20 protein-coding genes are annotated in these 24653 nt (G+C 61.3%); 5 read left to right on the top strand and 15 right to left on the bottom strand.

The features are described 5' to 3' along the window. Positions 1 to 182 precede the first annotated feature (182 nt). From lpdA to sdhC, 7 genes are all read right to left on the bottom strand, one after another. A complete protein-coding gene (gene lpdA / locus NRG23_RS10565) occupies positions 183 to 1619 on the bottom strand; it encodes a dihydrolipoyl dehydrogenase (RefSeq protein ID WP_007931507.1) in 1437 nt (478 codons plus the stop codon). 112 nt (positions 1620 to 1731) lie between these two features. Beyond that, a complete protein-coding gene (gene odhB / locus NRG23_RS10570; protein ID WP_257374607.1) occupies positions 1732 to 2946 on the bottom strand; it encodes a 2-oxoglutarate dehydrogenase complex dihydrolipoyllysine-residue succinyltransferase in 1215 nt (404 codons plus the stop codon). Between the two features lie 42 nt (positions 2947 to 2988). Next, positions 2989 to 5820 (bottom strand): 2-oxoglutarate dehydrogenase E1 component, encoded by a 2832-nt coding sequence (locus NRG23_RS10575; protein ID WP_257374608.1) that lies wholly within the window; start codon positions 5818 to 5820, stop codon positions 2989 to 2991. A gap of 276 nt (positions 5821 to 6096) precedes the next feature. Then, positions 6097 to 6801 (bottom strand): succinate dehydrogenase iron-sulfur subunit, encoded by a 705-nt coding sequence (locus NRG23_RS10580; protein ID WP_007931501.1) that lies wholly within the window; start codon positions 6799 to 6801, stop codon positions 6097 to 6099. 12 nt (positions 6802 to 6813) lie between these two features. Next, complete coding sequence (sdhA, locus tag NRG23_RS10585) at positions 6814 to 8586, bottom strand: succinate dehydrogenase flavoprotein subunit (protein WP_016702210.1); 1773 nt, start codon at positions 8584 to 8586, stop codon at positions 6814 to 6816. A gap of 3 nt (positions 8587 to 8589) precedes the next feature. Next, a complete protein-coding gene (gene sdhD, locus NRG23_RS10590; RefSeq protein ID WP_007931497.1) occupies positions 8590 to 8958 on the bottom strand; it encodes a succinate dehydrogenase, hydrophobic membrane anchor protein in 369 nt (122 codons plus the stop codon). After that, positions 8952 to 9338: a succinate dehydrogenase, cytochrome b556 subunit gene (gene sdhC / locus NRG23_RS10595; RefSeq protein WP_169915034.1), complete on the bottom strand. Its 387-nt coding sequence runs from the start codon at positions 9336 to 9338 to the stop codon at positions 8952 to 8954. Before sdhC ends, sdhD begins: the two co-directional genes overlap by 7 nt. Positions 9339 to 9689: 351 nt before the next feature. On the opposite strand from sdhC, the gene gltA reads away from it, so the two are divergent. Further along, positions 9690 to 10979 (top strand): citrate synthase, encoded by a 1290-nt coding sequence (gltA, locus tag NRG23_RS10600; protein ID WP_009047765.1) that lies wholly within the window; start codon positions 9690 to 9692, stop codon positions 10977 to 10979. A 311-nt stretch (positions 10980 to 11290) separates the two neighbouring features. On the opposite strand, the gene NRG23_RS10605 is transcribed toward gltA, so the two are convergent. The 3 genes from NRG23_RS10605 to NRG23_RS10615 form a co-directional block, all read right to left on the bottom strand. Then, positions 11291 to 12949 carry a cation acetate symporter gene (locus tag NRG23_RS10605; RefSeq protein WP_257374609.1) on the bottom strand — a complete coding sequence of 553 codons (1659 nt, stop codon included), beginning with the start codon at positions 12947 to 12949 and terminating at the stop codon, positions 11291 to 11293. Beyond that, positions 12946 to 13257, bottom strand: a complete 312-nt coding sequence (locus NRG23_RS10610; RefSeq protein ID WP_007931481.1) for a DUF485 domain-containing protein — start codon at positions 13255 to 13257, stop codon at positions 12946 to 12948. Before NRG23_RS10610 ends, NRG23_RS10605 begins: the two co-directional genes overlap by 4 nt. A gap of 191 nt (positions 13258 to 13448) precedes the next feature. Continuing rightward, positions 13449 to 14300, bottom strand: a complete 852-nt coding sequence (locus NRG23_RS10615; protein ID WP_009047763.1) for a glycine betaine ABC transporter substrate-binding protein — start codon at positions 14298 to 14300, stop codon at positions 13449 to 13451. A gap of 341 nt (positions 14301 to 14641) precedes the next feature. Here NRG23_RS10615 and NRG23_RS10620 point away from each other — a divergent pair, with 341 nt between their 5' ends. After that, positions 14642 to 16195, top strand: a complete 1554-nt coding sequence (locus NRG23_RS10620) for a beta (1-6) glucans synthase (protein WP_216310595.1) — start codon at positions 14642 to 14644, stop codon at positions 16193 to 16195. Between the two features lie 96 nt (positions 16196 to 16291). Here the strand turns inward: NRG23_RS10620 and NRG23_RS10625 are convergent, their stop codons facing one another. Beyond that, entirely contained in the window at positions 16292 to 16663 is a 372-nt protein-coding gene (locus NRG23_RS10625; RefSeq protein ID WP_009047761.1) for a hypothetical protein, read from the bottom strand. A gap of 241 nt (positions 16664 to 16904) precedes the next feature. On the opposite strand from NRG23_RS10625, the gene NRG23_RS10630 reads away from it, so the two are divergent. The 3 genes from NRG23_RS10630 (at position 16905) to NRG23_RS10640 (ending at position 21192) form a co-directional block, all read left to right on the top strand. After that, on the top strand, positions 16905 to 18203 hold the full coding sequence (locus tag NRG23_RS10630) for a serine protein kinase PrkA (protein ID WP_009047760.1): 1299 nt from the start codon (positions 16905 to 16907) through the stop codon (positions 18201 to 18203). Continuing rightward, complete coding sequence (locus tag NRG23_RS10635) at positions 18196 to 18990, top strand: VacJ family lipoprotein (protein ID WP_053268506.1); 795 nt, start codon at positions 18196 to 18198, stop codon at positions 18988 to 18990. Before NRG23_RS10630 ends, NRG23_RS10635 begins: the two co-directional genes overlap by 8 nt. Before the next feature lie 168 nt (positions 18991 to 19158). Then, a complete protein-coding gene (locus tag NRG23_RS10640) occupies positions 19159 to 21192 on the top strand; it encodes an FUSC family protein (protein ID WP_257374610.1) in 2034 nt (677 codons plus the stop codon). Between the two features lie 66 nt (positions 21193 to 21258). On the opposite strand, the gene NRG23_RS10645 is transcribed toward NRG23_RS10640, so the two are convergent. The 4 genes from NRG23_RS10645 to NRG23_RS10660 form a co-directional block, all read right to left on the bottom strand. Beyond that, on the bottom strand, positions 21259 to 21864 hold the full coding sequence (locus NRG23_RS10645; protein ID WP_009042782.1) for a LysE family translocator: 606 nt from the start codon (positions 21862 to 21864) through the stop codon (positions 21259 to 21261). Positions 21865 to 21953: 89 nt separating this feature from the next. Further along, positions 21954 to 22583 carry a LysE family translocator gene (locus tag NRG23_RS10650; RefSeq protein ID WP_009047757.1) on the bottom strand — a complete coding sequence of 210 codons (630 nt, stop codon included), beginning with the start codon at positions 22581 to 22583 and terminating at the stop codon, positions 21954 to 21956. 80 nt (positions 22584 to 22663) lie between these two features. After that, on the bottom strand, positions 22664 to 23266 hold the full coding sequence (locus NRG23_RS10655) for a formyltransferase family protein (RefSeq protein WP_007931465.1): 603 nt from the start codon (positions 23264 to 23266) through the stop codon (positions 22664 to 22666). Positions 23267 to 23326: 60 nt separating this feature from the next. Beyond that, positions 23327 to 24649, bottom strand: a complete 1323-nt coding sequence (locus NRG23_RS10660) for an aspartate aminotransferase family protein (RefSeq protein WP_257374611.1) — start codon at positions 24647 to 24649, stop codon at positions 23327 to 23329. Positions 24650 to 24653 lie beyond the last annotated feature (4 nt).

The following is a 24653-nucleotide window of genomic DNA, read 5'->3' on the forward strand; positions in this document are numbered from 1 at the left end:
GCTCTTGATGAGTGCCGCGCCACCTGTGACCGCTCCCCACCGGACTCCCCTGCCCCGCCTCCGCAACCTGGGCTGCGGCACGACGCCTGAAGATTCCCGTGAGGTCGAGTCCAGCGGACGTTCCGCGGTGAGTCTTGCTCGCAAGGCTCACGACGGGCAATCCGCCGTGGTTTCTTATTGTCTTAACGCTTTTTGCGGTTGGCGATGTGGATGGCGCCGCCATTCACTGCCAGTGCTGCTTCGTGCAGCGCTTCGGACAGGGTCGGATGGGAGAAAACCATCATGCCCAGGTCTTCGGCGCTGGTGCCGAATTCCATGCCGATCGCACCTTGCTGAACCAGCTCCGCCGCGCTTGGGCCGATCACGTGGACGCCCAGTACGCGGTCAGTCTTGGCATCAGCGATGACTTTTACGAAACCACCGGTGTCGTTGGCTGCCATGGCACGGCCGCTGGCTGCGAACGGGAAGGTGCCGACGTTAACTTCAACGCCTTCAGCTTTCAAGGCCTGCTCGGTCTTGCCAACCCACGCGATTTCCGGGTGAGTATAAATAACCGAAGGGATCAGGTCATAGTTCATCTGAGCCTTGTGGCCCTTGATGCGCTCGACGACCATGATGCCCTCTTCCGAGGCCTTGTGAGCCAGCATCATGCCGCGAACCACGTCGCCGATCGCGTAAACGCCCGGTACGGTGGTGGCGCAGTGATCGTCAACGTGCACGAAACCGCGCTCGTCGAGGGTCACGCCGCAATCGGCAGCCAGCAGATCAGTGGTCACCGGACGGCGACCAACGGCTACGATCAGCTTGTCGAAAGTGATGTTCTGTTCGCCGTTGGCATCGGTGTAGGTCACGACCACTTCTTCGCCGTTGACCTTGGAGCCGGTGACGCGAGCGCCCAGCTTGATGTCCAGACCCTGTTTGGTCAGGGTTTTCAGCGCTTCCTTGGAGACGGCGGTGTCGGCAGCCATCAGGAAGGTGTCCAGGGCTTCCAGGACAGTCACTTCAGCGCCCAGACGGGACCATACCGAACCCAGTTCCAGACCGATCACGCCAGCGCCGATCACGCCCAGGCGTTTTGGTACGGATTGGAATTCCAGGGCGCCGGTGGAGTCGACGATCACTTTCTGATCGACCGGAGCCGGTGGAATGTCGATTGGACGGGAGCCTGGCGCCAGGATGACGTTCTCGGCTTCGATCACTTCCACCGAGCCGTCTGGCTTGGTGACTTCGACTTTCTTGCCGGCCAGCAGTTTGCCGTGGCCCTGGATGGAGGTCACGCCGTTGGCCTTGAACAGGGTGGCAACACCGCTGGTCAGGTTTTTCACGATGTTGGCTTTGCGGCCGACCATCGCAGGCACGTCCATGGACACGCCAGCGTGGCTGATACCGTGGATCGCGAAACCGTCTTGGGCTTCGTGGAATTTCCAGGAGCTGTCCAGCAGCGCCTTGGAAGGGATGCAGCCGACGTTCAGGCAAGTACCGCCGAGGGCCAGCTTGCCCTCCTTATCGGTATATTTCTCGATGCAGGCAGTCGTGAGGCCGAGTTGCGCAGCTTTAATGGCAGCTACATAGCCGCCAGGGCCTGCGCCAATCACTACCACGTCGAATTTCTGAGTCATGTGTCATTCCTTCTCGAATCAAACCGGACGGCCTCTTGTGGAGGCCGTCGTGGGACGAAGCTGTTCGTTTCGGCGAAAGGCCGATCATCGCTGATCGGCCCATGCTACGAAATCAGATATCCAGCAGCAGACGAGCCGGGTCTTCCAGCAGGTTCTTGATGGTAACCAGGAAGGTCACTGCTTCTTTGCCGTCGATCAAACGGTGATCGTAGGACAGAGCCAGGTACATCATCGGACGGATAACCACCTGACCGTTGATCGCCATAGGACGCTGCAGAATGTTGTGCATGCCCAGGATCGCCGCTTGCGGCGGGTTGACGATCGGAGTCGACATCATCGAACCGAAAGTACCACCGTTGGTGATGGTGAAAGTACCGCCGGTCATTTCTTCCATCGACAGTTTGCCGTCACGGGCTTTCTTGCCGAAGGTGGCGATGCCGCCTTCGATTTCAGCCAGGCTCATCAGTTCGGCGTTACGCAGAACCGGAACCACCAGACCGCGGTCGCTGGATACGGCAACACCGATGTCGGCGTAGCCGTGGTAAACGATGTCGGAGCCGTCGATCGAGGCGTTGACCGCCGGGAAACGCTTCAGCGCTTCGGTAGCAGCCTTGACGAAGAACGACATGAAGCCCAGGCGTACGCCGTTGTGGGACTTCTCGAACAGATCCTTGTACTTCGAACGCAGGGCCATGACTTCGGTCATGTCGACTTCGTTGAAGGTGGTCAGCATCGCCATGTTCGACTGGGCTTCGACCAGACGCTCGGCAACCTTGGCACGCAGACGGGTCATTGGAACGCGCTTCTCGACGCGGTCGCCGGCAGCGAATACCGGAGCAGCGGCGGCTGGAGCAGCAGCCTTGGCAGGCGCGGCAGCCGGAGCGGCTTTCTTGGCAGCAACGGCTGCAACCACGTCTTCCTTGGTCACACGACCGCCTTTGCCGGTACCGGCAACGGAGGCGATGTTGATGCCGTTCTCTTCAGCCAGCTTGCGCGCGGCTGGAGCAGCGATTGGATCGTCTTCGCCTTCGGCGGCAGGTGCTGCGGCCTGAGCGGCAGCTGGTGCGGCAGCGGCTGGAGCAGCGGCAGCGCCTTCAGCGATGGAGCCCAGTACTTCGTCGGACAGAACGGTATCGCCTTCGTTCTTGACGATAGCGCCCAGCACGCCGTCAGCGGTGGCCAGAACTTCCAGCACGACCTTGTCGGTTTCGATGTCGACGATCAGTTCGTCGCGCTTGACGGCGTCGCCCGGTTTTTTGTGCCAGGTGGCAACGGTGCCATCGGCAACCGATTCCGGGAAAGTGGGGGCTTTGATCTCGATAGCCATTATCTGTGGTTCCTTAAATTCGGTTTCAGGTGCGCGAAGGCGTTAAACAGTGAAAGCATCTTGCAGCAGTTTTTCCTGCTGCTCGGCGTGCATCGATGCGTAACCGCATGCAGGTGCAGCAGAGGCTACACGGCCCGCGTACTCGAGTACGAGCGACTTGTCGTGATTACCAACGATGCGGCGCATGTGGTGCTGGCTGCAGTACCAGGCCCCCTGGTTCATCGGCTCTTCCTGACACCAAACGACATGTTTGAGGTTGGTGTACGGAGCCAGGACTTCGTTCAAGTCGTCCTCAGGGAATGGGTACAGTTGCTCGATACGCACGATGGCGATGTCGTCGCGGCCTTCGGCACGGCGTTTTTCCAGCAGGTCGTAGTAGACCTTGCCGCTGCACAGAACCAGACGATTCACGCCTTTTGGATCCTGGGCATCGATTTCCGGAATAACGGTCTGGAACGAACCTTCCGCCAGATCTTCCAGGGTCGAGATGGCCAGTTTGTGACGCAGCAGCGATTTCGGAGTCAGGACCACCAGCGGCTTGCGCAGCGGGCGAATCACCTGACGACGCAGCAGGTGGTAGATCTGGGCCGGGGTGGTCGGCATGCAGACCTGGATGTTGTGCTCGGCGCACAACTGCAGGTAACGCTCCAGACGAGCCGAAGAGTGCTCCGGACCCTGACCTTCATAACCGTGCGGCAGCAGCATGGTCAGACCGCAGAGACGGCCCCACTTGTGCTCGCCACTGGTGATGAACTGGTCGATCACCACCTGGGCACCGTTGGCGAAGTCGCCGAACTGGGCTTCCCAGATCACCAGCGCGTTTGGCGTGGTGGTCGAGTAACCGTATTCGAACGCCAGTACGGCTTCTTCGGACAGGAACGAATCGTACAGATCGAAACGTGGCTGGCCGTCGTACAGGTGCTGCAGCGGAATGTAGGTGCTGGCGTCTTTCTGGTTGTGCAGAACCGCGTGACGGTGCGAGAACGTACCGCGGCCAATATCTTGGCCGGTCATGCGGATCGGGTGACCTTCGAACGCCAGGGTCGCGTATGCCATGGTTTCGGCATAACCCCAGTTGATCGGCAGGCCGCCGGCTTGCATCTTCTGACGGTCTTCGTAGATCTTCGCGACCTGGCGCTGAACCACGAAGCCTTCCGGCAGCTCCAGCAGCTTGGCGGACAGTTCCTGCAGGGTCTTCAGATCGAAGGTGGTGTCGTGACGCGCAGTCCAGGCGTGGCCCAGATATGGACGCCAGTCCACGAACAGCTCTTTGTTCGGCTCTTTGACCAGGCTCTTCACGACGTGCAGGCCGTTGTCCAGCGCGTTGCGGTATTCGTCGACTTTCGCCTGAACACGCTCGGCGTCGAGCACATTGGCCTGGACCAGACGATCGGCATACAGCTCACGGGTGGTGCGCTGCTTGGCGATCTGCTGGTACATCAGAGGCTGGGTGCCGCTTGGCTCGTCCGCTTCGTTGTGGCCGCGACGACGGTAGCAGACCAGGTCGATCACCACATCGCGCTTGTACTGCATGCGGTAGTCGATGGCCAGCTGGGTCACGAACAGTACGGCTTCCGGATCATCACCATTCACATGGAGGATCGGCGCCTGGATCATTTTCGCGACGTCGGTGGCGTACTCGGTGGAACGCGAGTCCAGCGGGTTGCTGATGGTGAAACCGACCTGGTTGTTGATCACGATGTGCACGGTACCGCCGGTCTTGAAACCGCGGGTCTGCGACATCTGGAAGGTTTCCATCACCACGCCTTGACCTGCGAATGCAGCGTCACCGTGGATGGAGATTGGCAGAACCTTGTCACCGGTCTGGTCGTTGCGACGATCCTGACGGGCGCGCACCGAACCCTCGACCACTGGCGAAACGATTTCCAGGTGGGACGGGTTGAAGGCCATGGCCAGGTGAACTTCACCGCCGGTGGTCATCACGTTGGACGAGAAGCCCTGGTGGTATTTCACGTCACCGGAGCCCAGCTCGACCTTCTTCTTGCCTTCGAACTCGTCGAACAGCTCGCGCGGGTTCTTGCCGAAGGTGTTGACCAGGACGTTGAGGCGACCACGGTGGGCCATGCCGATCACGACTTCCTTGGTGCCGTAGGAACCGGAACGCTGGATCAGCTCGTCGAGCATCGGGATCAGGCTTTCGCCGCCTTCCAGGCCGAAACGCTTGGTGCCCGGGTACTTGGTGCCCAGGTATTTTTCGAGGCCTTCAGCTGCGGTGACGCGCTCGAGCAGGTGACCCTTGATATCCGTGGAGTAGGTCGGACGGCCGCGCACGCTTTCCAGACGCTGCTGGAACCACTGGCGCTGCTCGGAATCGGTGATGTGCGTAAATTCAGCGCCGATGGTGCGGCAATATGTCTGCTGCAACGCTTCGTGAATTTCGCGTAGGCTCGCTTCCTCTTTGCCGATGAACAGGTCGCCGGCACGGAAGGTCGTATCAAGATCGGCATTGGTCAAGCCGTAATGATTGATTGACAGGTCTGCAGGTGCAGGACGCTGCCACAGCCCCAGCGGGTCAAGCTGGGCTGCCTGGTGGCCACGCATACGGTAGGCCTGGATCAATCGCAGCACTTCAACTTGCTTCTTCTCGTGCTCGCTGCTCACGCTACCGGCGGATACCGGCTGGGCGCGGCGCTGGTTCTTTGCCAGCAACACGAAATGATCGCGGATTGTCGAGTGCGAAACATCGATGGCAGTGCTGCCGTCGGTAGGCAACTTCTGGAAGTAAGTGCGCCACTCTTCTGGCACAGCGTTAGGGTCGTGCAGGTAGAGCTCGTAGAGCTCTTCCACATAGGCAGCGTTACTACCGGATAGGTAGGCGCTGTTCCACATGCGCTGCATCACGCTTTCTTGCATGCTTGGTCACCCTCGGTTAGGGGAACACCACCGGCGAAGACACCGAGCAAACTTGCAAAAGTCCGAGTGCAGCGACCAAAACAAGCCACTTAGGATCACGCTGATAGTCCGGGTACCAGCCCGGATGCCCCTGCTTGTCTCATTTCTTCAAAATACGAGCGGCAACTTTGTGAGCTGCTGCTCAGCTTAAAACTACGGCGCCGGTTGAAGCCTGCGCCGTAGCCTCTACGGGTACAGCGGTCCTGCCTTTACAACAGCTGGGTTACAGCAGCTGAATCACACGCCGCTCGAGAGCAGCATGTTACGTATGTGACCGATGGCCTTAGTCGGGTTCAGGCCTTTCGGACAAACGTTGACGCAGTTCATGATGCCGCGGCAGCGGAATACGCTGAACGGATCATCCAGTGAAGCCAGACGCTCGGACGTCTTGGTGTCACGGCTGTCTGCCAGGAAGCGATAGGCTTGCAGCAGTGCAGCTGGACCCAGGAACTTGTCCGGGTTCCACCAGAAGGACGGGCAGGAAGTCGAGCAGCAAGCGCACAGGATGCACTCGTACAGACCATCGAGCTTTTCGCGCTCTTCAGGGGACTGCAGACGTTCGATGGCCGGAGCCGGCGTGTCGTTCTGCAGGAATGGCTTCACCTTCTCGTATTGCTTGTAGAAGATGCTCATATCGACGACCAGGTCACGGATAACCGGCAAACCTGGCAGCGGACGAACAACCAGCTTGTTGTTCTTTACCACGGCAGACAGCGGCGTGATGCACGCCAGGCCGTTCTTGCCGTTGATGTTCATGCCGTCGGAACCGCAAACGCCTTCACGGCAGGAGCGACGATAGGAGAAACCTTCGTCCTGCTCTTTGATCAGCGCCAGTACGTCCAGCACCATCAGATCCTTGCCACCGGTGTCGACCTGGAAAACCTGGGTTTTCGGCGCGGAGTCGGTGTCAGGGTTGTAACGATAAACTTCGACTTGCAACATATCGATCACCCTTTAGTAAGTCCGGACTTTTGGCTCAAAAGTCGGAACAGTCTTCGGCGAGAAGTTAACGGCACGCTTGGCAACGCGCTTCTCACCCGGGAAGTACAGGGTGTGGCACAGCCAGTTTTCGTCGTCGCGGTCTTCGAAGTCTTCACGGGCATGGGCGCCGCGGGACTCTTTGCGCACCTCGGCAGCGATGGCGGTGGCTTCGGCCACTTCCAGCAGGTTCTGCAGTTCCAGTGCTTCGATACGGGCAGTGTTGAACGCCTGCGACTTGTCGTTGATCTTGACGTTGGCGATACGGGTACGCAGCTCGGCCAGCTGGGCAATGCCCTTCTGCATGTACTCGCCGGTACGGAATACACCGAAGTAGTTCTGCATGCAGTTTTGCAGCTCGCGACGCAGGGTAGCCACATCTTCGCCATCAGTACGCTCGTTGAGAGCGTTCAGGCGTGCCAGTGCAGCCTCGATGTTGGCGTCGGTCGCGTCATCGTATTCGATGCCGTCGGTCAAGGCTTTTTCCAGATGCAGGCCGGCAGCGCGGCCGAATACCACCAGGTCGAGCAGCGAGTTGCCACCCAGGCGGTTGGCACCGTGAACCGATACACAAGCCACTTCGCCCACAGCGAACAGACCGTGGATGATCTCATCCACGCCTTCGGCGTTCTGGGTGATTGCCTGGCCATGAATGTTGGTCGGCACGCCGCCCATCATATAGTGGCAAGTTGGAACTACTGGTACTGGAGCAACCACCGGGTCAACGTGAGCGAAAGTCTTGGACAGTTCGCAGATGCCTGGCAGACGGCTGTGCAGCACTTCCTCGCCCAGGTGGTCGAGCTTGAGCATCACGTGGTCACCATTCGGACCACAACCGTTGCCGGCGATGATTTCTTTAACCATCGAACGGGCAACAACGTCACGACCGGCAAGGTCCTTGGCGTTCGGAGCATAACGCTCCATGAAACGCTCGCCGTGCTTGTTGATCAGGTAACCACCTTCACCACGGCAACCCTCGGTCACCAATACACCGGCGCCGGCGATGCCGGTCGGGTGGAACTGCCACATTTCAATGTCTTGTACCGGCACGCCGGCACGCAGCGCCATGCCGACACCGTCACCGGTGTTGATCAGGGCATTGGTGGTGGATGCGTAGATACGACCCGCGCCGCCGGTCGCCAATACGGTGGCTTTCGCGCGGATGTAGGTGGTTTCGCCGGTTTCGATGCAGATCGCGATCACACCGACGAACGCGCCTTCCTGGTTCTTCACCAGGTCAACGGCGTAGTACTCGTTCAGGAAGGTGGTGCCGGCTTTCAGGTTGCCCTGATAAAGGGTGTGCAGCAGCGCGTGACCGGTACGGTCGGAAGCTGCGCACGTACGGGCAGCCTGGCCGCCTTTACCGTAATCCTTGGACTGACCGCCGAAAGGACGCTGGTAGATACGACCGGTTTCGGTGCGGGAGAACGGCAGACCCATGTGGTCCAGTTCGAAAACCGCAGCCGGGCCTTCCTGACACATGTATTCGATAGCGTCCTGGTCACCGATGTAGTCGGAACCCTTGACGGTATCGTACATGTGCCAGCGCCAGTCATCGTTCGGGTCGGCCGACGCGATGGCGCAGGTGATGCCGCCCTGGGCCGACACAGTGTGCGAGCGGGTCGGGAACACCTTGGTGATCACTGCAGTCTTGTGGCCGCCCTGGGCCAGCTGCAATGCGGCACGCATGCCGGCGCCGCCGCCACCAATGATGATGGCGTCGAAAGAAATCGTTGGAATGTTAGCCATGAATCAGATACCCCAGAGAATCTGCACACCCCAGACGAAGTAGGCGAACATTGCAACGCCGCATACTGCCTGGAAAAGGAAACGTACTGCAGTCGCCGATTTGCCCAGCGCCATCGGCGTCAGGTAGTCGGTCGAAATGGTCCACATGCCGACCCAGGCGTGAGCGCCCAGAGCAACCATGGCCAGCAGGCTGAAGATACGCATCCAGTTGTTGGAGAACAGTGCGTGCCATTGCTCGTAGCCAAGGCCCGGGTTCGCAACGAGGTATCCGATCAGGAAGATGAAATAAGCCGCGAGAACGACCGCAGACACACGTTGTGCCATCCAGTCATAGAGGCCCGAACGCGACAGGTTCGTGACGTTAGTTACCATATCCAAACTCCTGCCAGAACGATTACCACCACGGATACGGCGATAACGATTTTAGAGCCCAGCTTGCCGCCTTCCAGCGTCTCACCGATGCCCATGTCCATGATCAAATGGCGCACACCGGCAACCAAGTGATACAGCAAGGCGGACAGGATGCCCCAAATCACTAGCTTGGCTAGCGGACTGGTCAGACACGCTTTCACCTCGCCGAAGCCTTCCTCGGAGCTGAGCGACTTGTCCAATGCATAAAGCATGATGGCAAGGCTCACAAAGAGGATGACACCGGAAATACGGTGAAGGATGGACGTGTAAGCAGTGACTGGGAGTTTGATGGTCCTTAGGTCTAGGTTTACAGGTCGTTGGCTATTCACGGCTTTTTTCACACTGAAGAGCCCCTAACAATCAGGGCAAAGTTGTTGGGGAGTGCACTGGTCAGGTACCCACCACCCAGGGAGTGACGACCCCCATCAAACCGGGCCCGAAAGCCCATGGCGGTCGGTGGCCGAGTATAGACAGTTAGGCTACTAATGACAACGCAATCACCTTCCCCTAATAGCTCATTGCGTTAGGCGGATAAAAGGCGTAAATGGCGGGGAATTTCGAGGAAAAAGTACGGTTAAAGCCTTCTGGGGCAAGACTTTAGGCAAATTGACATTCGGATTTATCTCACTATAGTGGTGCGGGCCCTGCGTGGGGGGTCTGTCTGATGATTTCAAGCATAAATAGGAGGCCACATGGCTGACAAAAAAGCGCAGTTGATCATCGAGGGCGCAGCCCCCGTCGAGCTGCCCATTTTAACCGGCACCGTTGGTCCCGATGTAATCGATGTTCGGGGCTTGACGGCCACGGGCCGCTTCACCTTTGACCCGGGTTTCATGTCGACCGCCTCCTGCGAGTCGAAAATCACCTATATCGACGGCGACAACGGCATTCTGTTGCACCGCGGCTACCCGATCGAACAGTTGGCTGAAAAGTCGGACTACCTGGAAACCTGCTACCTGCTGCTCAACGGCGAACTGCCGACCGCAGAACAGAAGGCCCAGTTCGTCAGCAACGTGAAGAACCACACCATGGTTCACGAGCAGCTGAAGACTTTCTTCAACGGCTTCCGTCGCGACGCCCACCCGATGGCCGTCATGTGTGGCGTAGTCGGTGCCCTCTCGGCCTTCTACCACGACTCCCTGGACATCAATAACCCGCAGCATCGCGAAATCTCCGCGATCCGCCTGGTTGCCAAGATGCCGACCCTGGCCGCGATGGTTTACAAGTACTCCATGGGCCAACCCATGATGTACCCGCGCAACGACCTGTCGTACGCGGAAAACTTCCTGCACATGATGTTCAACACCCCGTGCGAGATCAAACCGATCAGCCCGGTGCTGGCCAAGGCAATGGACCGGATCTTCATCCTCCATGCCGACCACGAGCAGAACGCATCGACCTCCACCGTACGCCTGGCAGGCTCCTCGGGTGCCAACCCGTTCGCCTGTATCGCTGCCGGTATCGCCGCACTCTGGGGCCCGGCTCACGGCGGCGCCAACGAAGCGGTACTGACCATGCTCGACGAAATTGGCGATGTCTCGAACATCGACAAGTTCATCGCCAAGGCCAAGGACAAGAGCGATCCGTTCAAGCTGATGGGCTTCGGTCACCGTGTCTACAAGAACCGCGACCCACGCGCCACCGTCATGAAGCAGACCTGCGACGAAGTACTGAAAGAACTGGGCATCAAGCACGACAAACAACTCGAACTGGCCATGCGCCTGGAAGAGATCGCCCTGACCGACCCGTACTTCATCGAACGCTCGCTGTACCCGAACGTCGACTTCTACTCGGGGATCATCCTCAAGGCCATCGGCATTCCAACCAGCATGTTCACCGTGATCTTCGCCCTGGCGCGTACCGTCGGCTGGATCTCGCACTGGAAAGAAATGCTCTCCAGCCCTTACAAGATCGGCCGCCCTCGCCAGCTGTACACCGGCTACGAGTCGCGCGACATCACCAAGCTGGAAGACCGCAAGTAAGACCTGTTGCCTTGCGCTAACGTCTTGACTGCAGCGGATACGGCCTCTTTATAGAGGCCGTATTTGTTTATGCTCCCCTCCCCCGCCATTTCCTTGTAGCAGCCTGTGTTCGGCCGCACAGCGGATGTAGAACGCCAAGTCCGCACTACTCTCACTGTGAAAAGCTTGCGAGCGCTGCGCGCTCGATCGCAGGCTGCGCCAGCGGCTACAAGGGACGACCCATTCCTGGAACCAATAAAAATGCCCCTGTCTTTCGACAGGGGCATTGGTTTGCAACTCAGCTTATATATAGAAGCCGATACCCAAAGGCCTTAGTGCGATACCGCCCCGCTGGCGCCCAGGCCGGTCTGCGAGCGTACGAATTGCGGGAAGAACAGCGCCCGCTCATTGTCAGCCGCAGTGGACTTGTCGGTGATGGAGAAGAACCAGATCCCGATAAAGGCAATGATCATCGAGAACAGCGCCGGGTACTCGTAAGGGAAGATGGCTTTCTCATGCCCCATGATCTGCACCCAGATGGTCGGGCCGAGGATCATCAGGCCCACGGCACTGACCAGGCCCAGCCAGCCGCCAATCATCGCACCGCGGGTGGTGAGTTTCTTCCAGTACATGGAAAGCAGCAGTACCGGGAAGTTGCAGCTCGCCGCGATGGAGAACGCCAGGCCGACCATGAACGCGATGTTCTGGCTCTCGAACAGGATGCCCAAGGCAATCGCCAGCACACCCAGGCAAACGGTGGTGATCTTCGAGACGCGGATTTCATCCTTCTCGTTGGCCTTGCCCATCTTGATCACGCTGGCATACAGGTCATGGGAGACCGCCGAGGCACCGGCCAGGGTCAGGCCAGCCACCACCGCCAGGATAGTGGCGAAGGCCACCGCCGAGATGAAGCCGAGGAACACGCTGCCGCCTACGGCATTGGCCAGGTGCACCGCCGCCATGTTGTTGCCGCCGAGCAGAGCGCCCGCCGCATCCTTGAACGCCGGGTTGGTGCTGACCAGGAGGATCGCGCCAAAACCGATGATGAAGGTCAGGATGTAGAAGTAGCCGATGAAGCCGGTGGCATACAGCACGCTCTTGCGCGCTTCCTTGGCGTCGCTCACGGTGAAGAAGCGCATCAGGATGTGCGGCAGACCCGCGGTACCGAACATCAGCGCCAGGCCGAGGGAGAACGCCGAGATCGGATCCTTCACCAGGCCGCCCGGGCTCATGATCGCTTCACCTTTGGGGTGAACCTTGGTGGCTTCGGAGAACAGCATGTTGAAGTCGAAGTTGACATGCTTCATGACCATCAGCGCCATGAACGAAGCGCCGGACAGCAGCAGGACCGCCTTGATGATCTGTACCCAGGTGGTCGCCAGCATGCCGCCGAACAGCACGTACAGCACCATCAGGATACCCACCAGGATCACCGCCACATGGTAATCGAGGCCGAACAGCAGCTGGATCAGCTTGCCGGCACCGACCATTTGCGCGATCAGGTAGAACGCCACCACCACCAGCGAGCCGCAGGCCGACAGCGAGCGGATCTGGGTTTGCCCGAGGCGATAGGACGCCACGTCGGCAAAGGTGTACTTGCCCAGGTTGCGCAGGCGCTCGGCGATCAGGAACAGAATGATCGGCCAGCCCACCAGGAAGCCGATCGAATAGATCAGGCCGTCGTAGCCGGAGGTGAACACCAGGGCGGAAATCCCCAGGAAGGACGCCGCCGACATGTAGTCACCGGCAATCGCCAGGCCGTTCTGGAAACCGGTGATCTTGCCACCCGCAGCATAGTAGTCGGCCGCCGACTTGTTGCGCTTGGAGGCCCAGTAGGTGATGCACAGGGTGGCCCCGACGAACAGCACAAACATGATGATCGCCGAGACATTGAGGGGTTGTTTATGTACTTCGCCGGTCAGGGCGTCGGCCGCCCAGAGACTTGGAGCAAAGGCCGCGACGCTAAAAAAGGCCAATAGACGCCGGATCATTGCTGAGCCTCCTTGAGAATCGCATTGTTCAGGTCGTCGAATTCGCCATTGGCGCGTCGCACGTAGATGCCGGTCAGGACAAAGGCCGCGACAATCAACCCGACACCAATGGGAATGCCCCAGGTGATGGATGATTCAGGACTGAGTTTTGCCCCCAGTACATGGGGTCCGTAGGCAATCAGCAGGATGAAGCCCGAATAGAGCCCGAGCATGACCGCCGACAGTATCCAGGCGAATCGTTCGCGCTTGCTGACCAGCTCCTTGAAACGCGAGCTGTTTTGAATCGAGAGGTAAATGCTGTCGTTCATTGTTTTTATCCTCGCAGCACAGATTTTAGTTGGAACGTAGTCCACTCTATGCAGCTCTGGAGCCGGTTCCAGACGACCTTAGTATTAGAACGACAGCCTCCCTGACAGGCACTTTTACGCCGGGCAAAACAAAAGGCCGCCGGGTGCGAACACCCGGCGGCCTCGAGACCTGCAAGCTAGACGCCTCGCGATCAGTTAGCGGTCCACTCGGCAACGCGCTCAGGGTGTTTGGCCACCCAGTCCTTGGCCGCGGCTTCCGGTTTGGCGCCCTCTTGAATTGCCAGCATCACCTCGCCGATTTCATCCTTGGAAGCCCACTGGAACTTCTTCAGGAAGGCCGCAACCTCCGGCGCTTTCTTCTCCAGGCCTTTGCTGCCGATGCTGTTGACGGTTTCAGCGGCGCCGTAAACACCTTTCGGATCGTCCAGGAAGCGCAGCTTCCACTTGGCGAACATCCAGTGCGGCACCCAGCCGGTGACCGCGATGGAGTCCTTCTTCTCTTCGGCACGGGTCAGTTCGGCAATCATCGCCGCGCCCGAACTGGCTTGCAGCTTGTAGTCCAGGCCGTAGTCCTTGATGGCCTGGTCGGTCTTGAGCATCACGCCCGAACCGGCATCGATACCGACGATCTTGTTCTTGAAGGTGGTGTCATCCTTCAGGTCGGCGATGCTCTTGGGCTTGACGTACTCCGGCACGATCAGGCCGATTTTCGCGTCCTTGAAGTTGGGACCGTAGTCGACCACCTTGTCCTTGTTCTTGGTCCAGTACTCGCCGTGGGTCACCGGCAGCCAGGCCGACAGCATGGCATCCAGCTTGCCGGTGGCCACGCCCTGCCACATGATCCCGGTTGCCACAGCCTGCAACTTCACGTCATAACCGAGTTTCTGCTTGATCACCTCAGACGCTACATACGTGGTCGCCACACTGTCCGACCAACCGTCGACATAGCCGATGCTCAGGGTTTTGCTATCGGCGCTGGCCAGGGTTGAACTGATCGCAAGTACCAGACCGGCACCTGCGCCTAAGAGTCGTCGCATCTTCATCGTTACTTCCCCGAAAGTGCTGCGCCCGACGGATGCCGAGCCGCGTCAACCTGTTGTTATGGTGCACAGCGCCCTCATCACGCCCCACCAACTTGCTCGAACATCAGCGCGATTGCCCTATGAGAGCCCTGACGCGTCGATCATCAACCTGACGCCAAAGGTGACCTGCTCTGACTGCGACCTCAAAACATTCAGCAACGACACCAGTTCGCCAGTAATCAGGACATGCCCAAAACAGTCGCCCAATCCCGCCCGAACTTTGCATGTCAAAATCATGCAGGCCACCTGGGCAGCGGCAAATCCGGGTAAGATGCTCGGCTTCGTTTCCTGACGGCCTGACCATGCCCTCGATTGCCCGCTTCCCGCTCCTGCCCTATCTATTCGCCTGCCTGCTGGGAGTCTTCGCGCTCTGCGGTTTCTGGTACGGCCTCGGCCAGCCGGTGGTGCTGCCGGATGTCGCCAGCGCCAGTCACAAGTTGCAATGCGCGTCCTACACCCCGTTCGACAAGGACCAGTCGCCCTTCGACCAGCCGTTCAAGTTGCGCCCGGAGCGCATGGACGCCGACCTGGCATTGCTGGCGACCCGCTTCGAGTGCATCCGTACCTATTCCATGACCGGCCTCGAAGCCCTGCCGGACCTGGCGCGCAAGCACGGCCTGAAGCTGATGATCGGCGCCTGGGTCAACAGCAACCCGGTGGACAGCGAAAAAGAGGTCGACCTGCTGATCGCCTCGGCCAATGCCAACCCGGATGTGGTGAGCTCGGTGATCGTCGGTAACGAAGCCCTGCTGCGCAAGGAAGTCACCGGCCCGCAACTGGCCAGGCTGATCAACAAGGTCAAGGCTCACGTCAAGCAGCCCGTCACCTACGCGGATGTCTGGGAGTTCTGGCTCAAGCACCCGGAAATCGCGCCGGCGGTGGACTTCCTGACCATCCACCTGCTGCCCTACTGGGAAGACGATCCGTCCAACATCGACGCCGCGCTGAACCATGTGGCCCAGGTGCGCCAGGTGTTCGGCAACAAGTTCGCGCCCAAGGACGTGATGATCGGCGAAACCGGCTGGCCCAGCGAAGGCCGCCAGCGCGAAACCGCCCTGCCGAGCCGGGTCAACGAGGCCAAGTTCATCCGTGGTTTTGTGGTCATGGCCGAACAGAATGGCTGGCATTACAACCTGATCGAAGCCTTCGACCAGCCGTGGAAACGCGCCAGCGAAGGCGCCGTCGGCGGTTACTGGGGACTGTTCGATGCCGACCGCCAGGACAAGGGCGTGCTCGCCGGGCCGGTATCGAACCTGCCTTACTGGCCATTGTGGCTGGGCGTGGGCGGGGTGATCTTCCTCGCCACGCTGATCCTCGGTGGCCGGGTCCGCGGAACTCGTGCGGCCTTGGTCCTGCCTTTACTCGGCGCCCTCGCCGCCTGCTCCATTGGCGCCTGGGGCGAGCTGGCGCGAGTCACCAGCCGCTTTGCCGGGGAATGGTTCTGGGCAGGCCTGCTGCTGGCCCTGAACCTGTTGGTGCTGGCCCACGCGGCACTGAGCCTGAGCCCCCAAACCGGCTGGCGCCAGCGCGCTTTCGACAGCCTGGAAAAACGTGCCGGCTGGCTGCTCGCCGCCGCCGGTTTCGCCGCCGCGGTGATGATGCTGGAGCTGGTGTTCGACCCGCGTTATCGCAGCTTCCCCAGCGCCGCCCTGCTCCTGCCAGCCCTGGTCTACCTGTGCCGCCCGGTGCGGGTGCCGCGTCGCGAAATTGCCCTGCTGACCTTTATCGTCGGTGCCGGCATCGCTCCTCAGCTGTATCGCGAAGGCCTGGAAAACCAGCAGGCCTGGGGTTGGGCCCTGGTCAGCGTGCTGATGGTCGCCGCCCTGTGGCGCAGCTTGCGGGCTCGCAAAGCCTGATCAGAACCGTGTAGGAGCGAGGCTTGCCCGCGATGGCGTCGCCGCGGTTTAGCAGTCATACCCCGCGTCATCGTTGATCGCGAGCAAGCTTCGCTCCTACAGAACAGCGCGAGGCGCCCTTACCAGCCGCAAGGCACCGATGACGATGGCAAACACTGCCAGGCTGGTGTTGTAGAGCGCCAGCGCCGGAAAACCGAACAGCAGCGCCAGCACCGCCAGGCTCCAGCCGGCACGACCCGGTATCACGAAGGCGATCAGGGCCGCCGCCAGCGCCGCCCAGCCCATGACCTTGAAGTGGATCAGCAGCCCCAGGCTGGAACGTGCCTGGCACTCCCAGCGGCTGGCTTCGTCGACACAGACGCCGACCCATCGAGCGTCCTCCATGAAGCCGTAGCGCACGCCATAACTGGCGGCCAGCCACAACGGCAGGACAACAAGCAGCAGAATCACGGGAAGACGGCGGGACATGAAGCACTCCGATAAGCGAAAACGGCGCCCAGCATAATCGCCCGAGGCCGGTAAGCAAGCGTGTTGCACAGATAACTGTTGAGCAAACAGCGACAAAGTGTATCGTCTGGCGACTATTACCGCCGATCCGGCTTTGCCCTGCCTTGATCGTTTTTTGTGCCGTGCCATGGCACTTCGGCAGCAACCCGGTGGTCATAGCCTGCGAACTTCACTCGGCACCTTCCTCTACAGGGATTTAGTCATGCTCCGTTCCTTGCGCTTCGCTGCCCTGTTTGGCGGCCTTATCTCGAGTGCGTCCGCGCTCGCGGTCGACATCGACGCCGCCAGCTATGGCTACCCCTTGACCAACCCGTTCGAGGCGACCATTGCCACCACTCCGCCGGACCTGCGTCCGAAGCTGCCGAGTGACGACGATATCAATCAGTCCGACCGCAGCCTGACCTTGCGCCCCGAGCGCGAATTCATCCTGCCGGACAACTTCTGGGCCGTGAAGAAGCTCACCTACCGCATCGCCGAGCAGGACCATGCCGCACCGCTGATCTTCCTCATCGCCGGCACCGGCGCGCGCTACGACAGCAGCCACAACGAATACCTGAAGAAGCTCTATTACCAGGCCGGCTATCACGTGGTGCAGCTGTCCTCGCCCACCAGCTTCGACTTCATCAGCGCCGCCTCGCGGTTCGCCACCCCGGGTGTGACCAAGGACGATGCCGAAGACATATACCGCGTGATGCAGGCGGTACGCGCGCAGAACCCGAAACTGCCGATCACCGATTTCTATCTCACCGGCTACAGCCTCGGCGCCCTGGACGCGGCCTTCGTCAGCAAGCTGGACGAAACCCGGCGCAGCTTCAACTTCAAGAAAGTCCTGCTGCTCAACCCGCCGGTCAACCTCTATACCTCCATCACCAACCTCGACAAGCTGGTGCAGACCGAGGTCAAGGGCATCAATAACACCACCACCTTCTACGAGCTGGTGCTGAACAAGCTGACCCGCTACTTCCAGCAGAAGGGCTACATCGATCTCAACGATGCCCTGCTCTACGACTTCCAGCAGTCCAAGCAGCACCTGAGCAACGAGCAGATGGCGATGCTGATCGGCACCTCGTTCCGCTTCTCCGCCGCCGACATCGCCTTCACCTCGGACCTGATCAACCGCCGCGGCCTGATCACCCCGCCCAAGTACCCGATCAGCGAAGGCACCAACCTCACGCCATTCCTCAAGCGCGCCCTGCAATGCGACTTCGACTGCTACCTCACCGAGCAGGTGATCCCGATGTGGCGCGCCCGCACCGACGGCGGCAGCGTGCTGCAACTGATCGACCAGGTGAGCCTGTACGCGCTCAAGGATTACCTGCAGGACAGTCCGAAAATCGCCGTGATGCACAACGCCGACGACGTGATCCTCGGCCCCGGCGACCTGGGGTTCCTGCGCAAGACCTTTGGCGACCGGCTGACGGTCTACCCCCATGGCGGCCATTGCGGCAACCTCAACTACCGCGTCAACAGCGACGCCATGCTGGAGTTCTTCCGTGGCTAAACATCTCCTGCTCATCGCTGCGTTATTCTGCGCAGGCTATGCCAATGCCAATGCCGACGACGGCCAGACCGCGACACCCGTGGTCGCAGACGAGGATGGCTTCACCCAACCGCTCAAGCGGCTCAAGTTCAACCCGGGCCTGGACCAGCGCGAGTTCGAGCGCTCGACCCTCAACGCGCTGAACGTCTACGACCCGCTGGAGTCGTGGAACCGCCGGGTGTACCACTTCAACTACCGCTTCGATCAGTGGGTGTTCCTGCCGGTGGTCGACGGTTACCGCTACATCACCCCGAGCTTCCTGCGCACCGGTGTGAGCAACTTCTTCAACAACCTGGGCGACGTGCCGAACCTGGTCAACAGCCTGCTGCAGTTCAAGGGCCAGCGCTCGCTGAACACCACCGCCCGCCTGCTGGTCAACACCACCATCGGTATCGGCGGTCTCTGGGACCCGGCCACCAGCATGGGCCTGCCACGCCAGAGCGAAGACTTCGGCCAGACCCTGGGCTTCTACGGCGTGCCGGGCGGCGCCTATTTCGTCCTGCCGATCCTCGGCCCCTCGAACCTTCGCGATACCGCCGGATTGGCCGTGGACTACACCACCGAGTCGGCGATCAACTTCCTCAACGTCTCCGAGGTCAGTTCGAACCACCCGGAACTCTGGGTCCTGCGCAGTATCGACAAGCGCTATCAGACCAGCTTCCGCTACGGCCAGCTGGACTCGCCGTTCGAGTACGAAAAAGTCCGCTACGTCTACACCGAATCGCGCAAGCTGCAAATCGCCGAGTGATCCCTCCAGGGCCCCGCCATTCGTGCAGGGCCCTTTTCTTCGCCGCACCGATACCCTCGCCCTTCTCAGCACCTGCACCCTCTCCGGAAGCAGAAAAATCCTCATTGGAATTTCCCAGGCAAGTAGATACGATGCTAATCATTAGCTAGCTATCTATGTGCCTTGCCAATGAAAAGCCCCACCCTGCGAATCCCCGATTTCTGGCTGGCCGTCCTGGCTCCCAGCCGCAACGACCTGCTGTTCGCCATCAGGAACATGATCGCCGGGGGCATCGCCCTGTACCTGGCCTTTCGTTTCAACCTCGAGCAGCCGCAATGGGCCCTGACCACCGTGTTCATCGTCAGCCAGCCCAGCAGCGGCATGGTCCTGGCCAAGGGCGCCTTCCGCCTGCTGGGCACCTTTAGCGGCGCCCTGGCCTCGATCCTGCTGATCGGCCTGTTCGGCCAGGCGCCCCTGTTGTTTCTGCTGGCGATGGCGCTGTGGCTGGCCTTCTGCACCACCGGCGCTTCGCTGCTGCGCAATCATGCTTCCTACGGCTTCGTACTGGCCGGCTACACCGCGGCGATCATCGCCCTGCCCGCCACCACCCATCCGCTGCTGGTGTTCGACCAGGCCGTGGCCCGCTGTTCGGAAATCAGCCTGGGAATCATCTGCGCGGCGATCGCCAGCACCGTGTTGTGGCCGCGCCGGGTCGAACAGGCGCTGGCCACCCAAGGCAAGCTCGCCTGGCAAGCCGGCATGCGCGCCGCGGCCTCCGAGTTGATCGGCCAGGACCAGCGCAAAGGATTGCTGGAAGCCCTCGGCAAGCTGGTGGCGGTCGATGCCCAGCGCGATCACGCCTGGTTCGAAGGGCCTCAGGGGCGTCGGCGCTCCCAGGCCCTGCGGGTGCTCAGTCGCGACTTGCTGAGCCTGTTGCGCGCCGCCCGCGGCGTGGCCCGCCAGCGGCTGATGCTCGACAGCGCGGCGAATGCCGCGGTGGCACCGCTGATCGAACAACTGGCCACGGCCCTGGAACACAGCCACGAGGCAGACATCGCCCAGCTGTGGGCACGCCTTCAAGAGGCACTGCAGGACCGCAGCCTGTCGCAGGATGCACATCTGTGCCTGATGCAATTGGCCCAGGTGCCGGCGCTGCTGGAACGCAGCGCGCGGACTCTGCAGGCCGTCGAGCAGGGCCGGGTACCCCATGGCGCGCCTGGCGCCCTGTCCTGGCACCGGGATATCGAGCAAGGCATCCTCGGCGGCCTGCGCAGCGCCCTGGCGTTTCTCGCCGTGGCCGGCTTCTGGGTGCTCTCGGCCTGGCCCTCCGGCCTGGGCGCGGTATCGATCTGCGGGGTGGTGCTGAGCCTGTTCGCCGGCCGGGAAAACCCTTCCGCCTCCAGCCTCAACTTCCTCAAGGGCATCGCCCTGTCAGTACCGATCGCCGGCTTTGTCGGCCTGGGATTGCTGCCCGGCTGGGATGGTTTCCCGCTGTTGTGCGTGGGGCTCGGGGTGCCGCTGTTTTGCGCTTCGCTGTGCATGAGCAAACCGCGGATGGCGCCAATCGCGTCGGCGTTCTGCATCTTTTTCGTCAACAACGTCGGCCCCGGCAACCTGATGACCTACGACCTGGCCAACTTCCTCAACAAGGCCATGGCGACCCTGGTCGGCGTCGGCATCGCGGTCCTGGTGTTTCGCCTGGTCAGCCTCAACCCCGGCGAACATCACTATCGGCGGATGTTCCGCGCCTCGCTGTTCGACCTGGCGCAACTCACTTCGCGCCCGCTGGAGCAAGCCGAGAGCTGGTTCGGCGGGCGCATGGCCGACCGCTTGATCCGCCTGGCGCGCTACTCCGAAAGCCTGCCCCAGGAACGCCGCCAGCACTGGGACAACGGCCTGCTCGGGCTCGACCTGGGCGACGAACTGCTGCAATTGCGCGCCAGCCTGGGCGCCGCGACCGGGGCCCTGGGCGTCGAGCGCGGGCACTACCTGCAGAGCATCGCCACGCAGCTCAAGTCGGGCGGACCGACACCACGCCGCAGCGATCGACTGGATGCTCCGACCGTCGCCCTGCTCAAGGCCCTGGAGCAGGCGCCGCAACTGCCGGAACAGGATCTGGAAATGGCCAGGGCGGCGCTGCTGCAACTTCAATTCACCTGGCACAAATGGTGCCGCCTGACTCGCCACGAACCCGGCGTGGCGGCTGTCGCCCAGGGGCAATGAGCGAGCAAAAAAAACCGCCACGCGCCGGTTACGGCGGGTGGCGGCATAACGCCCTGGGAAAGCCCCTCAGGCTTGCAGCAGCGGGAACAAGGAAATCACCAGCAGCAAGGCCATGCCGTAGTTGAACAGGCGCAGCCAGCGCGGATCGCGCAGGACATTGCGCAGCACACTGCCGAACCCGGCCCAGACCCCGACACTCGGCGCGTTGATCAAGGCAAACAGGCTGGCGATTACCACCACGTTGAAAAAGTAGCCCTGCAACGGTGTATAGGTGCTGATGGCCCCCAGCGCCATGACCCAGGCCTTGGGGTTGACCCACTGGAACGCCGCCGCCCCCCAGAACCCCAGCGGCCGGCCCTTGCCGTCGACTTCCTGGGACACCGGCCCGGAACGGGCGATGTTCCAGGCCAGGTACAGCAGGTAGGCCGCACCGACGTAGCGCAGCACCTTGTACAGCACCGGGTAGGCCTCGAACACCGCCCCCAGGCCCAAACCGACGGCCAGCACCAGCACCAGGAACCCCGAACTGATCCCGAGGATATGCGGCACCGTGCGGCGGAACCCGAAATTCACCCCCGAGGCCAGCAGCATGGTGTTGTTCGGTCCGGGGGTCACCGAAGTGACAAAGGCAAACAAGGCGAAAGCCAACAACAAGTCGATCGACAACGGCATACAGTCATCCTGAGAAGTACATGCTCCGAACAGAGCCCTGAGTCATTGTTTTCGCCCCGGCGATCGCCACGGGCGAGGCTTATCCACGCTTACAGCAAGGACCCGATGAAGCCCGCGGCGACCATGGCGTAGAACGCGCCGCAGACCAGGCCGAAAGCCTTGCGCGTGCGGACGAAAAACGGCTCCGCCGAACGCGCGGAAAACGCCAGGGCGTAGGCACAGAAAATCACGAAGCCGGCGACCGCACAGCTGCCCACCAGCACGAAGCTGGCCCAGGAGGGCGCCGTGGCGCTGAGGCCGACGGTGGTCACGGTGAACCAGGTCAGGGCCGCCTTGGGGTTGGTCAGGTGGATGCCCAGCCCTTGCAGGTAGAACCCCAGCGTGCGGCTCTGTTTGGCCCGGGCGCGATTGAGGTTGACCGCGCTCGCGCTCAGGGCGCCGCGGATGGATTTGTAGGCCAGCCATAACAGGTAGCAGGCGCCGAGGATCTTCAGCCAGACCAGCACCTGGGTGTTGGACATCAGCAAGGCCGAGACGCCCGCGGCCGTCATCGCGCCCCAGCACAACGAACCGGAAATGACCCCGGCCGCCAGCGCCAGCCCCGGGGTACGCCCGTAGCTGAGCGAGGTGTTGGCAATCGCCAGGTTACCCGGGCCAGGGCTGGCGGTTCCGATGACATAAACGGCCATAGCAGCACCAAAGCTCGATAAATCAAACATTTGACGGTCTCTCGTAGAAGTCGCGGGAGCAGGGTTTACCAACCGGGATGCCGCCCCGCGCGGGCCGGCATCCCTCCTCGCTACTTGAAGCAGCGATGATCGGGTTCTTCGGCCCGGATCTTTTCCATCCAGGGTTTGAGTTCGGATTGCTTGTACAGCCGCTCGCCCCAGCGCTCGGGCGACACCGGCAGCGGACGGCCTTGCAGGATGTAGTCGGTCAACAGATGGATGAACTGCTGCAGGCAATAGGCGCCGACATGCAGGCGCAGCGAAGACGCGGTTTCCGCCGGGGCGATGTTGAAACGCGCGACATGGATGATGTCGCCGCTGTCCACCGAGGGCGCCAGGTGATGACAGGTCGAACCGTAGGTTTCGTCCTGGTAGTAGATCGCGTAGTGCTGGCTGCCCAGGCCGCGGTACTTGGGCGGCGCCGGGTGCAGGTTGATCGCGCCCTTGCGGGCCCGCTGATAGATGCTCGGCGGGAAGATGAAGTCGCCGCGATAGGAAATGATCCAGTCGCCTTCCCAGTCTTCCAGGTGATACGGATAGGGGTCGCCCGGGTCCCAACAGAACACTTCCAGGTTGGAAAAAACCGTCTTGGCGAATTCAACGCCGTGATCGCACCAGTCCATGGTGCACACCGACAATAGAACTTTGTCCTTGCATGGTTCGATGGTCTGCATAGTCTTTTCCACTATTGGCTGTTGGTACATTTCGAAAACACCCCCGGTCCACCCTCCCCGCTAACCCTGCTGGCAGGCTTCGACTACCGCCGTGAAGCACTCGACCATTTCGGCGATTTCCGCCTCGCTGGAGATGAAGGGCGGCGCGAACAGCACGTGGTTACCGTGAACACCGTCGGCGGTTCCGCTGCCCGGATAAATCAGCAGCCCTTGTTCCAGCGCCTGCGCCTTGAGGCTCGCGGCGTAACGGCCGCCACCGTGATAGGGCTCGCGGGTGTCCCGGTCCTGAACGAACTCCACGCCGACGAACAGACCGCGTCCGCGCACATCGCCGACATGCTCGAAGCGCGCCAGGCACTCGCGCAGGCCGTGGCGCAGTTGCTCGCCGCGCAGGCGCACGGCCTGCAGCAGGTTCTCGTCCTGGATGACCCGCTGCACCTCCAGCGCAACGGCGCAGGCCAGCGGATGATTGACGTGGGTCTGGCCGTTGCCCAGCACCCCGGAGTTGCCAGCCATGGCCTCATGCACCTGGCTGCTGACCAGCAACGCCGAGATCGGCTGGTAACCGGCCGCCAGGCCTTTGCCGACCGCGACCATGTCCGGCACGATGCCGTCGTCTTCGTAGGCGAAGAACCTGCCGGTGCGGCCCATGCCGGCCATCACCTCGTCGAGGATCAGCAGCACGTCGTGGCGCTCGCACACCGCCTTGATCTTGCGGAAGTACCCCGGCACCGACGGCACCGCGCCGTTGGTGGAGCCGACCACGGTCTCGGCGAAAAACGCCGCCACCCTGTCGCTGCCCAGCGCCCTGATCTTTTCGTCCAGTTCCAGCGCCAGGCGCGTCCCGTACTGCTCGTCGCTTTCATCAGTGCCCTGATGGCGATAGGCATAACAGGGCGAGACGAATTCGGCGGACCCGAGCAACGGCTCGAAGACCCCGCGACGCTGCAGGTTGCCGGAAATCGACAGGGTCCCCAGGGTGCTGCCGTGGTAGCTCTGCTGGCGCGAGATAAAGATCGATTTGCCCGGCAGCCCGCGCTCGCACTGATACTGGTAGGCAATTTTCATCGCCAGTTCCATGACCTCGGAACCGCCGGAGAGAAACTGCGCCTTGGCCAAGCCGCCGGAGGCCCCCACCAGCAGGTCAGCCAATTCCTCGGCGGCGTCCGTAGTGAAGCTGCCGGCATGGGCCCAACTGAGCTTTTTCGCCTGCTGCTCGATGGCCGCGGCGATCCGTGGATGTCCATGTCCCAGGCTGGAAACGGCCACCCCGCCGCACGTGTCGAGGTAGCGTTTGCCCGAAGCATCCTCAAGCCAGACCCCAGCGCCATTGACGGCGTGAATCGGTGAGGCATTCAAGTTCTTGTAGATGACCGTTGACATGGAT

Source organism: Pseudomonas sp. T8, assembly GCF_024610635.1.
GTDB lineage: Bacteria > Pseudomonadota > Gammaproteobacteria > Pseudomonadales > Pseudomonadaceae > Aquipseudomonas > Aquipseudomonas chlororaphis_I.